Below are 12202 nucleotides of genomic sequence, written 5' to 3'. Positions count from 1 at the left end.
GCCATGGCTCGCAAGAACGTATTCGATCTTGCCCCTGAGGACACAGAAGCCGCTCCTGCACCCGTACAGCCGAAGCTGGGACGTCCATTGCTTGGCCTCGAGCGGCCGATCCGGCCTGCCAGCCCTCTCGGTTCTATCTCGCAGTCCTTGGAGAGCATTAATTCCCGCGCCCATAGGGCCGAAGGGATCGAAAAGAAGCTGGCAGAAGGCCAGACAATCATCGAACTCGATACCTCTATGATCGATAGCTCGTTCGTCGTCGATCGCCTCGGTGTCGATGCCGAGGACACGGCCTCTTTGGTTGCCCAGATCAAGGAACACGGGCAGCAGGTGCCGATCCTGGTGCGCCCGCATCCCGACAACGAAGGTCGCTATCAAGTTGCCTACGGCCATCGTCGTTTGGCGGCCGCGAAGGAACTCGGGCGGCCGGTGAGGGCGGTTGTACGCGATCTCAGCGATGAACAGCTCGTTGTCTCGCAGGGACAGGAAAACAACTCCAGAACCGATCTCACGTTCATCGAGCGATCGTTTTTCGGTGCCCGTCTCGAGGATCGCAAGTTCTCGCGAGAAGTCATCATGGCTTCCCTGGGCATCGATAAGGCCGCCTTGAGCCGCATGATCGCTCTGATCAAGCGTTTGCCGCCCGAGCTGATCGAGGCCGTCGGCCCGGCTCCCTCATACGGCCGTCTGCGGTGGGCAGAGCTGGCCGACATGCTGGAGGAGAAGGGGAAACGCGCCAAAGCCCTGAAGCTCGTTCAGGAGCGGGATTTCCTCGCGGAGAAGAGCGATGTCCGGTTCCAGGCCGTCTATGATCTACTGAAGAAGGCCTCTCCCAAGGAGCGCATGGCGGCTGAGGCCCAATCCTGGGCTCCTGCAGACAATTCGGTTAGCGTCGTCGCCAAATCGCGCTCCAAGGCACTCACAGTCGAGTTTTCAAACCCGAACGGCAAAGAGTTCGGGACGTGGATCACTGACAATCTGGACAGCCTCTACGAGGCTTTCAGGAAGTCGAAATAGGAGACTTGAACCAGCAAAAGAAAAAGGCCCCCGAACGTCACCGTAGCGGAAGCCCTTCTCATCACTAAGCACGTTGAGAATCCCATTTCCGCGAATCACTGTCAAGAGGGTTAGGCGTCGATTCGGCGAGCAGATTTCTTTTGCCTAGTGATAGGTGAAGGACAATGCAGACGCATATTTCGACGACGCCCTTTGGGCGGCGAGCGATGACACTTGGTCAAATAGCAAGCCAAGCGGCAGCCAAGGCGATGCCGAAAGAGGCGATCGCCAACAAATGGCAGGTTTTCCAGCACATTCGTGAAGCCCGCGAATTGCTCGGCGCGACAGATCGCGCGTTGGCGATCCTCAACGCCTTGCTTTCGTTCCATAGAGAAACGGAACTTGCGGCCGAAGGCGAACTCATCGTCTGGCCGTCGAACGAGCAGCTTATCGCCCGCGCCAATGGAATTTCGCCGGCGACGCTTCGGCGGCATCTCTCCGTTCTGGTTGAATGCGGATTGATCATCCGGCGCGACAGTCCGAACGGCAAGCGCTTCGCGCGCCGGAGCAGGGTAGGGGAGATTGAGCAGGCCTATGGCTTCGACCTGTCGCCGATCGTCGCCCGCGCCGCGGAGTTCAGGGACCTGGCAGAGGCGGTGCAGGCGGAAAAGAAGGCGTTTCGTGTCGCGAGAGAGCGGCTTACCCTGCTACGACGCGACATCGTGAAAATGATCGACACCGGCATCGAGGAAGGCGTTCCCGGCAACTGGGGCAGGGTGCTTCAGACCTATCAGACGGTTATCTCCAGGCTTCCTCGAACGGCCTCGAGGCAACTCATCGAGGACATCTGCTCCGAGCTTCATGATTTGCACGCGGAAATCCGTGACGTATTGGAATCTTTCACAAAAACACAGAATCCGAACGCCAATGAGTCTCATTCTGAACGCCACATACAGAATTCAAATCCAGACTCCATCTCTGAATCCGAACAAGGCTTTCGAAAAAAGAATGAAGCGGGCGGCAGCTTTGCGGAAACCGACAACGTACGGAGCCTACCGAAACGGGATTTGCCATTGAGCATCGTACTGGACGCCTGCCCGAACTTACGGGAAACAGCCCAGTCGGGTGAAATCCGCCACTGGCGCGATTTTCTGGCTGCTGCGGAGCTGGTCCGAACGATGCTTGGCGTCAGTCCAAGCGCCTGGCAGGAGGCCAGCGAGGTCATGGGTGAGGTTCAGGCGGCGATTGCGCTTGCAGCGATCTATCAGCGGGCAGACCAGATCAACAGCGCCGGCGGGTATCTGCGCAGCCTGACCGACAAGGCACGCGAAGGGAAATTCTCGACCTGGCCAATGGTCATGGCCCTGCTGCGCGCGCGGCTGGATGACGGGAAGCACCGCCAAACCTCGGAAAACGAGGTATCTGAGGCTGGTCCACGGCTTGAAGTGTCGGATTCGCTCCTGAAAAGCTTGCGAAAACGGAATCTGTGACCACGATGGCAGCTATCGGGCAAAAACCTGTCAGTGCATTGGTGTCCGGTATCGAGACCGCAGGACGCTTTAATGTCGGTCAGACAGGCGCCGCCATGAGCACGATGCCAAACGGCTCAAAATGCTTCAGGTTCAGCGTGACCACGGTTAAATCATGGGCCTTTGCGGTTCCCGCGATGAGCGCATCGGCCATGCCGGGACTGTGGCCGGCTGCGATCGCCTCTGCTTCGAGCTTGCCGGACAGCGCTGAAACCGCCGCGTCTATTGGCAGGATCCGATCCTCGTATGTCGAGAACAGGCCGTCCATCCACTGCCTGAGACCGCTTGCCTTGGCGGTGGCGCCTTTTCGTTCGAGCAATATGATCCCGCGCTCGATCTCGTGGACCGTGACGACCGACAGGAAAAACTCGGCCGTCTTTTCCGTCTTGTCGAGCCAGGCGATCAGCTCCGTGGCGTGCCCGGCGCGCGACGGCGACAGCAGGGAGACGACATTCGTATCAAGAAGGTATGCCGTCAAAGATCGACTTCCCGCGAAGGCGAGGCGTTGCGCTCAAATTCTCCACCAGGGAATGTCTTCAGGTAGGTGATGAAGCTGGATCGACGAGGCTTCAGGGCACGCTGAGCAATCTCCGCCGCCTGCAAGGGGACCAGAGCAGCTACAGGCTTTCCATGGCGGGTGATCGTCACGAATTCGCCCTTGATGGCGTCGTCGACATAGCTGGAAAGACCGGCTTTCGCATCCTTTAAGCTGACAGTGGACATAGGCGCCTCCGCAAAGTGGTCACATATGACTATATATGCTCCTGACACCTCGATGGTCAAGGGATGGTCACACAGCTTCGCTTGCGAGAAGTCCGGATCGTCTCGCGCGGTCAAGAAGATTTTTGACCGAAGAGGGAGACCATTTGGTCCCGCCGCGTGGGGTGCGCTCGTGAAGTTTCTCAAGTTGTCCGCCTATCTCCCGCAATGTCAGGCTCTGGTTCGATGAGTGGATGCCGACAACCAGCGTCATCAGCCGGTCTTCAGGCAGGCGAGGTGGCGCTTTGCGGAGCAGCGCCGCATCCGCCATGCCTTCGGAAACCATCCATTTGACAGCTCGTCGGAGACGTTCCGGCGTCCAGTCGAGACCGCGCTGTTTCAGCACGCGGGCGATATCATCCCAGGTATGGTCGGGTCGCATACGCCGAACGATTGGAAGCCATTGACTGGCCGTAGCCTGGATGCGTGTGCCGTAAGCGGCCTTCTGCGCGGCCGTCATCTTGGCAAGTGCTTCCGGCCGGCGTTCACGGATCCCAGGATTGCCTGGCAATCGTCCTTTAGCCTTGGCGACCTTTATCCCGGCCTTGGTACGTTCGGAAATCAGCGAGCGCTCCAGCTGCGCCACGGCGCCGAGGACCTGCAGCGAAAACATCCCTTGCGGGGTCGTGGTGTCGATTGGATCCCGCAGTGACCTGAAGTGGACGCCTTTCTCCGTCAAGCGCTCGATCACTTCGAGGAGATGGCTCACGGAGCGCGCCAGGCGGTCGATCCGGACGACGACAAGGGTGTCGCCGGCACGGATGTCACGCAGAAGCTTAGACAGCGCAGGGCGGGCGCGGGATGTGCCTGAACCATGTTCCTGGACGACCGCGTCGCAGCCGGCGGTGCGTAACTCCATCTCCTGTGCTTCTGTCGCCTGTTCGTCAGTGGAGACGCGCGCATAGCCGATCAGGCGGCCCTGTGGTCGTGTGTCAGCAGCCATTTGAAGTGCCTGAGAATGAATTCATCGATGGGATTCCAAACACAGAGGATAGGGATAACCGATCGTTTGTAAACGTCTCTTGAGCTCTTTGTATGGGTCGTCGTACGCCCGAAACCGTTGGAAATGGCGCTTCTCGTTGATCAGAGCCACGGCCGTCGCACCGTTGTTCAATCGGCAAGGCCTAGTCTCTTCTATACAGTACACGCGCGGGAAATTTCGTCTATGTGACGGAAGACAAAGTTATGTTAACTTCCGTAACGACGGTGGAACCGAGTGAAATCAATGGATTACGAAATCGGTGATTTGCCCCTACAGGCGCTGCTTCCTGCCATTGCGCGGGCAGAGTGTCGGTTTTACTTCGCGATTTCAATTGAAACGCTAAGGTGAAAGTTCTGCTCTCTCAATCCGCTGTCCGGCGGCCGAAAACGGGGGAGGGGAGGGGGCTTTCTACAGCCCGGACGCCTTGGTGAGATTGACGCGGAAGCGGTCGCGACGGCGCTGGTATTTGCGCGTCATCTCGGCGCTCGCGTGACCGAGCTGCTTCTGAACATAGCGTTCGTCGACTTCGGCTGAAGACGCCAGGCCGGCCCGCAGCGAATGGCCGGCAAACATCATCCCGCGCTCGCCTTCAGGCAGATCCCCGCGCACGCCGGCTGCCAGCGCTGTGCGCTTCACGAGGCGGGCGACCTCCTGGTCGTTGAGCCGATTGCCGCCCACGGCGTTGCCCTGGCCGGTAACACGCCGGAAGAGTGGCCCGTGGGCTATGCGCGCGAGCTTGAGCCAAGTTTCCAGCGCCACGACAGGACAGGTCGTATCGGATGAGCCGCGTCCGACTTCGACCTCGCGCCAGCCGGTCTTGCCGCGCAGCCGTAACAGCATGCCCTTGTCGAAAATCTCCACCCAGCCGGACGAATCCTCGGTCTGGTCGCGGCCGCAGTCGAGGCCGACGACCTCCGAACGGCGCAGGCCACCGGCGAAGCCAAGCAGCAGCATGGCGCGATCGCGCAGGCCGCGGAGCGTGCCGCGATCGAGCGTTTCCAACATCGCGATCAGGTCTTCGGGCAAGACCGCTTCCTTCTGCCGGGGTGGGGCGGCGTGTTTGTTGCGGATACCGGCCATGACCGTGGCGATATGGCGGTCCTTTCTGTCGAGCGGCTGGCCACGCTGCGCATAGTTCCAGGTCAGCGCCGAAAGCCGGCGCTCGATCGTCGACACGGAGTTCGGCTTCTTGTCCCCGATGGCCTTTCCCGAAGCGCAGGCGGTGATGTAGAGCCCGATCACCTGCGGATCGGGCGGAAACATCTCGACGCCCTGCCGACGACACCAGCTCGCAAACTGCTTCCAGTCCGAAGCGTAGGCGCGGCGCGTGTTGACCGAACTCGCCGCCTCGACATAATCGCGGGCGCGGTCCGCGAGCGCATCAAGATGCTCCGGCAGTCGCGGGGTCGAAACGACCGGAAGGGGAGGGGAAGGCGCTCCGGCTTCCACCGCCGGCTCTTCCGGTGCACGACCCATCTCCAGGACGACGTCGATAATGTCAGGCATGTCGTCGGCGCTCGATCCCTCGGGCTCGGCCGAGGCCGCCGGCGCGGTTTGGTCGACATCCTGGGACGTTTCCTGTGATCGAGCGGAGCGATGCCCAGCACGTTTGTCGGGGTTCTGATCGACGAGAGAGGCCATTCTCTATATAAAGACGAAAACGACGGATAATGCAATTTTATCGGTCGTTTTGGTCCGCCTACAGCCTGTGCGTTTTATGGCGAAAATGATGGCGCAAAGCGCACCGGCATTTTACCCTCGGAATCATGATTCGCCTCGATCCCGCGACCGCCAGCTCCCCCGCGCCGCCGATCGTGCCGGGCTGGGCTGTGCCGCGCGGGCCGGTGACGAGTGAAGCGGAGGCCGCCTTCCTCGCCGGCTCCGCCCTGAATTCCCTGGATAATCTGGTGCGGTCAGATCCGCCCTGGGCCGGCGCCTGGCGCCAGCGCCTCGCCCTGAAATGCGCGGCCGCAGCCGTGTCTGTCGTCGGCCGCACGGAGGACGAGGCCGCTCTGCGCGATGCCTGGCACCTGCGCCAGGCGGGCGACGATCCCGGTCCCGCCGGAACCATTCTCGCCGCCTGGAAGCGCCTCGCCGCTCGCTCGCCCGGGGTCGATCTGGACACGTTGCGATCGACGGCAGGGCTGCTCGGCCTACGCTGGGGCGACGAGCTGGCGCCGCTGGTGGATCGGGTCGGCGATCTCACCCGCAGCGGAGCTCCCCCGCCCTTTGCCGCGGCCACGATCGCCGGCGACGTTCAGGCGTTGCGGCCCGACGCCGAGTTGCTCGGCTGGTGGCTCGCCGACCAGGTGATGGCGCTGCGGCTGCGCTGGCCGCGGCCGGTGCCGATCCTCGTCGCGCAGGCGCGCAGCAACGCCTTCCGGGCCGAGGGCGGTCGTGGCCGCATTCGCCTGGGAGGAGAAGGGTTCCAGCGCGCGGTCTGCGTGGCGCTCGCACAGGCGGCGGGGGAGGCCTGCCGGCTCGCCGGCGATCTCGCTGGCCGCGCGGCGCGGCTCGATGCCGTGGCGCCGAAGTTGCGCGCGAAAGGAGCAGGGGAGGCGATCCGGCTGTTGCTTGACGACGATGCCGTGCCAGGCACGCTGCAAACCACGCGCCTGTCGCGTTGGGGTGCCCGGCGCCTGTTCGAACGCCTTGAGACGCTCGGCGCGGTGCGCGAGCTCTCCGGCCGGCCGGCCTTCCGGCTCTACGGGCTTTAGACCATGGCGAAGCGGGCGCGACACGAGGAGGGACTCGATATCGAACTCGCGGAATTGCCGGCCGAGCTGCGCTGGCGCGAATGGATGGGCCGGGTCGAGGCGGTGATCTTTGCCTCGCCCGAGCCGGTCGGGCGGGAGGTGCTGGCCCGCGTCGTCGGGCGCGAGTGCAACCTCGATCTGATCATCGACGACATCCGGGACGAGCTGCGCGGCCGCCCCTATGAGCTCATCGCTGTGGCCGGCGGCTGGCAGCATCGCACGAAGAAGGGTTTCGCCGACGCCATCCGTGCCGCAACCGGCCTTGGGGCCGAGACCAAGCCGCTGTCACAGTCGGATGCTCTGATCCTGATGTGCATCGCCTATTTCCAGCCGATCACCCGCGGCGAGCTCAGCCAGTTCTTCGGCAAGGAAGTCAGCCGGGACATGATTGGGCATCTGCGCTCCCTGGGATTCATCGCTGCCGGGCCGCGATCGCCGCAGCCGGGCGCGCCCTACACCTATGTCACGACGAAGGGATTTCTTTCTCACTTCGGCTTCGACACGCTGCGTGATCTACCCGACATGGAGGCGTTGGAAGATGCTGGCCTGCTCAGTAAGGACAGGCTGCTGGCGGGCGACATACCAATCTTAGCTAGTGATCTCTCGGCAGAAGAGGGTGAAGCCGAGGACGTGGGCTTAGATTTCAGCGAATAAATAGGAAACAGGGCGCGAGGGTGATGTGTCTTTCTGAAATCGAGCAGTAAATAGAGGGCCGATCATTCGCAGCCTGAAATCAATGTATGCGCTCGACCATGAATGAGCACGCGCCGGGAGGGAGTGGACGAATGTTTTCGAGGGGGTCTTTGTGGCGGGAGTGGGATCTGCACATACACTCGCCATCCTCATTTCATTGGGACGGAGAGCGCTTCGGCCTTGATCAAGCCCAAAATAATCATCTCGTCGACGAGATGATACGCGCCCTCAATGACGCTGCTCCGATCGCGTTCGGCCTCATGGATTACTGGTCGTTTGACGGTTGGTTCGCCTTGAAGAGGCGGCAAACGGAAGGTGGCGCGCCGGCTCTCGAGAAGACCGTGTTTCCCGGCATAGAATTGCGCCTCATGGCGCCCATGGATGGCCGGCTCAACGCTCACGTCCTTTTCTCCAACGAGATCAACGACCAGCATCTCAGGGACTTTCTGTCCCGTTTGAAGCTCGAGCTTATCAATCAGCCGCTCTCTCGCGACGCATTAATTGCGTACGCCCGCTACGTGGGCGCCGACAAGTTGGCAAATCATGGATTTGAAAAGAGCAAGATCGATTCAGACGAAGTAGAGGCTTTCCGAGCGGGTTGTATGGTCGCTGAGGTGAACGTCGATTCCTATAAGGAGGCGATCCGCCAGGTGCCCGGCGGTCGGGCCGTCGGCTTCATGCCCTTCTCCACGAATGATGGGCTCGCCTCGGTCAAGTGGTCCGACCACTACGCATACGCGCTCGGGTTATTTGAATCATCACCCATATTCGAGACGCGAAAGCCGGATCTGTGGGCCGCTTTCTGCGGTGTACAGACGGAGGGCAACAAGAATTGGATCGCCAATTTCCAGGCAGCTCTGAAAGGCGTTCCCAGGCTCGCCATCTCGGGGAGCGATGCGCACTGTTTCCGGGGGAACGGTACGAACGAAAAGCGTGGTTACGGCGACTTCCCATCCGGGAAACGCACATGGATCAAGGCTGATCCGACTTGGAAGGGGTTGCTGCAGGTGCTCAAGGAGCCTGCGAAGCGGTCGTTCCTGGGGGAACGACCGCCAAAGCTGGATCGCATCAATCAGCACAAAACCTTCTACATCGACCGCATTCGCATCACGAAAGCCGCCGGTAGCACGCTGTCTGACGCGTGGTTGCACGGGATTGAAATCCCTCTGAATCCCGATCTGGTGGCGATCATCGGGAACAAAGGAAGCGGCAAGAGTGCGCTCGCCGACATCGTGGCGCTCTTGGGAAATTCCCAGCAAAGCGCCCATTTCTCCTTCCTGAAACGTGATCGCTTCCGCGGAAAGGCGGGAGAGCCGGCCCGTCAGTTCGTCGGCGAGCTCACTTGGCTCGCCGGCGATCCTTGCGTGATGAGCCTGTCCGACGATCCCTCTGGCGAACGCGTCGAACTGGTGCGGTACATACCGCAGGGGCGGTTCGAAGCTCTGTGCAACGATCACGTGTCGGGGAAGACCGATGAGTTCGAAAAGGAGCTCCGGGAGGTCATTTTTTCGCACGTACCAACCGACGTGCGTCTTGACGCCCTCAGTTTCGACCAGCTCATCGAGAAGCAGGAGATTGTGTTCCGGGCTCGCGTAAACGAGCTTCGCAAATCGCTGCGTGCACTTAATGAGCAGATCGTCGATACAGAAGACCAGCTCCATCCGAACGTCCGGAAAAACCTCGATGAGCAGATCAAGCTGAAGGCGAAGCAGATCGAGGAACACACGGCGATCAAGCCCCCTGCCGTCGCACAACCCACGGAAGAGCTCACCGACGATCAGAAGCGGGCGAGTGCCCGCCTCGCGGAAATCGCGGCGGCGCTCGAGACGGCGGCTGCGGAAGGCAAGAAGGCCGGCGAGGACCGGCAGATGATCGGGAGAAAGCAGCGGTCGATCCGCAGCATCACCGAGCGCATAGGATTGTTCGAGAAGCAGTTCACGACGTTCATATCCGAGATCGCCGATGATCTCGCTCTGGTCAATCTGAAGCCCGAGGAGATCGTCACCCTTACCGTCAACCGTGCAGTGTTGGTGGACTACCAAAAGGCTCTCGTCGCCAATGACGGAGAGATCGCGACAAAGATCGAGAGCGCGACGGCAACGCAGTCCGCACTAGTTGCCGAGCAAAAACTCCTGGCAGAGACGCTGAACGAGCCACAGCAGAAGTACCAAGCGTATGTACAGGCTTTGAAGGATTGGCAAACCGCCCTGGAAGCGATCGAGGGCTCGGTTACCGAGCCGGAAAGCCTCAAAGGTCTGCAGCGTCGCGTCGCGCAAATTGAGGAACTGCCCGCCCTGTTGGATCAGCGGCGGGCGTCCCGAAAGGAGATCACCACACAGATTTTCGACGTTCTCGAAGAACAGCGCGCGGCGCGTGAGGCGTTGTTTGCACCGTTGCAGCGATTGATTCAGGGCAACGCGCTGATCCGCGAGGAGTACAAGCTCCAGTTCCAGGCAAAGCTGCTGGGCTCTCCTGACGCGATTGCAACGAATCTGTTCAGTGCCATCAAACAGAGCAAAGGTGAGCTTCGCGGCGAAGACGAGAGTTTCTCTGCCGTGCGTAGCCGATTCGAGAAGTACCGTTTCGAGAGTGCGACTGATGCGACAGGATTTGCCGAGGACATGGCGTCGCTGCTGTCCGAAAGCGCGGAAGCGACAAGCAACACTCCGGGCATCCGGGCGCTTATGCGCAAGGATAAGGAGCCCGCGGACGTTTACAGCTATATATTCGGTCTGCAGTACCTGGAGCCGAAATATACGCTGCTCTTCCAAGATACTCAGATCGAACAGCTGTCGCCGGGACAGCGTGGCGCACTCCTCCTGATCTTTTACCTACTCGTCGACAAGGGTCGTAACCCTATCGTGCTCGATCAGCCGGAGGAAAATCTGGACAACGAGACGGTGGTGAGCCTGCTTGTGCCGGTTCTCAATGAGGCGAAGAAGTCTCGGCAGATCATCATGGTCACCCACAACCCCAACTTGGCAGTCGTGTGTGATGCCGAGCAGATCATCCACGCGACGTTCGACAGGAAGAACGGCGCACGCATCTCCTACCATTCAGGGTCAATCGAAGACGGCATCATAAACCGAGCGGTGGTCGATGTGCTCGAGGGCACCAAGGCCGCCTTCGACAACAGAGGTCAGAAGTACCATTGAGGGCCGAGCAAAACATCGAAGTCGACACTATCATCGGCGGACTGTGCGCGAAGGGGAGGTAGAGCATGTACCGCTTCGTCCACACAGCGGACATTCATCTGGACTCCCCACTCCGCTCGCTCGCACTGCGCGATGCCGAGCTGGCGGAGCTGATCGGCAATGCGACGCGGCGCGCCTTCGTGCGGATCGTCGATCTGTGCCTGGACGAACAGGTCGATGCCCTGATGATCGCCGGCGATCTCTATGATGGCGACCAGACCTCGATGAAGACGGCCCGCTTCCTGGCCGAGCAGCTCCGGCGCCTGCACGAGGCCGGTATCCGCGTCTTCATCATCCGCGGAAACCATGATGCCATCGCAAGGATCACCAAGGAACTCGTGCTTCCGGAGTCGGTCAAGCTGTTCAGCGGACGTGCCGAGGCGGTGGAGGTCGATCGCGCACCCGGCGGCCTCCCCATCGTGATCCACGGCCTGAGCTTCGCCCAGCCGCATGCGCCCGAAAGCCTGCTTGCCAAGTACCGGCCCGCGGTGGATGGGGCGGTCAATATCGGCATGCTGCACACCAGCCTCGGCGGCGCGCCCGGCCACGACCTCTATGCGCCATGCAGCGTCGCCGAGCTTCAGGCCACCGGCTTCGACTACTGGGCTCTCGGCCATGTGCACAAGCGCTCGATCGTCGAGGAGCGGGGCGCCGTCGTGATGCCTGGCATGCCGCAGGGGCGTGACATCAACGAGGCCGGCGCTAAGTCCGTCACGCTCGTTGCCATCGACGACGATCGCTCCGTCCATATCGAGCAGCGCTACACCAGCATCGCGCAATTCGAACGTGTTGCCGTCGACGCCACCGGACTAGAAGACTGGCGGGATCTCGTGGCGGGGGTGACGCGCGCGCTGGAGAAGGAGCGGGACGCAGTCCGCTCCGAGCATCTCGTTGCCCGCCTGCAGGTGACCGGGGCGACGCCTTTGGCGTGGCGCCTTCGGCGTGACGCGGATCTGTTGAAGACCGAAGCCGATCAGCGAGCTTCGGTCATCGGGGCCAGCTGGGTCGAGAAGCTGGAGATCGCCTGCCATCTGCCAGGGCAGAGGGTGGAGTCGTCGGGGGATCCGCTGTCCGAACTCCATCGCCTTATCGGGGACGACATCCTCGGCTCCGACGCCTTCCAGGCCGAGCTCCTCGGCATGGCCGAGGAGCTTAGGGCGCAGCTCCCGCAGGAATGCCGTGATGCCTTCGGCTCCGACGAGGCGTCCTTCAGGGATGCACTCACGCGCCTGGCGCGCGACGGCGCGGAGGATGTGATGGCGCGTTTCGAGGCCGCCGGGGAGGGTGCCTGAC

Annotated in this window: 10 protein-coding genes; 6 read left to right on the top strand and 4 right to left on the bottom strand. The window is 61.4% G+C overall.

Going from position 1 to position 12202, the window contains the following annotated elements:
* The first annotated feature begins 3 nt into the window (after positions 1-3).
* Entirely contained in the window at positions 4-1017 is a 1014-nt protein-coding gene (gene repB / locus ACLKMW_RS12240; protein ID WP_415724740.1) for a plasmid partitioning protein RepB, read from the top strand.
* 164 nt (positions 1018-1181) lie between these two features.
* Positions 1182-2486 carry a plasmid replication protein RepC gene (gene repC, locus ACLKMW_RS12235; RefSeq protein ID WP_415724739.1) on the top strand — a complete coding sequence of 435 codons (1305 nt, stop codon included), beginning with the start codon at positions 1182-1184 and terminating at the stop codon, positions 2484-2486.
* Positions 2487-2565: 79 nt separating this feature from the next.
* On the opposite strand, the gene ACLKMW_RS12230 is transcribed toward repC, so the two are convergent.
* The 4 genes from ACLKMW_RS12230 to ACLKMW_RS12215 form a co-directional block, all read right to left on the bottom strand.
* Positions 2566-3003 (bottom strand): type II toxin-antitoxin system VapC family toxin, encoded by a 438-nt coding sequence (locus tag ACLKMW_RS12230; RefSeq protein WP_415724738.1) that lies wholly within the window; start codon positions 3001-3003, stop codon positions 2566-2568.
* Positions 3000-3248 (bottom strand): type II toxin-antitoxin system Phd/YefM family antitoxin, encoded by a 249-nt coding sequence (locus ACLKMW_RS12225; RefSeq protein ID WP_415724737.1) that lies wholly within the window; start codon positions 3246-3248, stop codon positions 3000-3002. The genes ACLKMW_RS12230 and ACLKMW_RS12225 overlap by 4 nt, the downstream gene beginning before the upstream one ends.
* Positions 3249-3315: 67 nt before the next feature.
* The gene (locus tag ACLKMW_RS12220) at positions 3316-4227 is read right to left on the bottom strand and encodes a recombinase family protein (protein ID WP_415724736.1); all 912 of its coding nucleotides are present in this window, start codon (positions 4225-4227) and stop codon (positions 3316-3318) included.
* A gap of 447 nt (positions 4228-4674) precedes the next feature.
* Complete coding sequence (locus ACLKMW_RS12215; RefSeq protein WP_415724735.1) at positions 4675-5907, bottom strand: site-specific integrase; 1233 nt, start codon at positions 5905-5907, stop codon at positions 4675-4677.
* 125 nt (positions 5908-6032) lie between these two features.
* Between ACLKMW_RS12215 and ACLKMW_RS12210 the strand changes: the two genes are divergently transcribed.
* The 4 genes from ACLKMW_RS12210 (at position 6033) to ACLKMW_RS12195 (ending at position 12201) form a co-directional block, all read left to right on the top strand.
* A complete protein-coding gene (locus ACLKMW_RS12210; protein WP_368804621.1) occupies positions 6033-6983 on the top strand; it encodes a DUF1403 family protein in 951 nt (316 codons plus the stop codon).
* A 3-nt stretch (positions 6984-6986) separates the two neighbouring features.
* Positions 6987-7676 (top strand): SMC-Scp complex subunit ScpB, encoded by a 690-nt coding sequence (gene scpB / locus ACLKMW_RS12205; protein WP_368804622.1) that lies wholly within the window; start codon positions 6987-6989, stop codon positions 7674-7676.
* A 131-nt stretch (positions 7677-7807) separates the two neighbouring features.
* Positions 7808-10870 (top strand): TrlF family AAA-like ATPase, encoded by a 3063-nt coding sequence (locus ACLKMW_RS12200; protein WP_415724734.1) that lies wholly within the window; start codon positions 7808-7810, stop codon positions 10868-10870.
* 65 nt (positions 10871-10935) lie between these two features.
* Positions 10936-12201: a metallophosphoesterase family protein gene (locus ACLKMW_RS12195; RefSeq protein ID WP_368804624.1), complete on the top strand. Its 1266-nt coding sequence runs from the start codon at positions 10936-10938 to the stop codon at positions 12199-12201.
* The last annotated feature ends 1 nt before the right edge of the window (position 12202 follow it).

The organism is Borborobacter xinjiangensis (assembly GCF_047739745.1).
Lineage (GTDB): Bacteria > Pseudomonadota > Alphaproteobacteria > Rhizobiales > Rhizobiaceae > Pseudaminobacter.
This window is presented reverse-complemented; position numbering and strand designations above follow the sequence as displayed.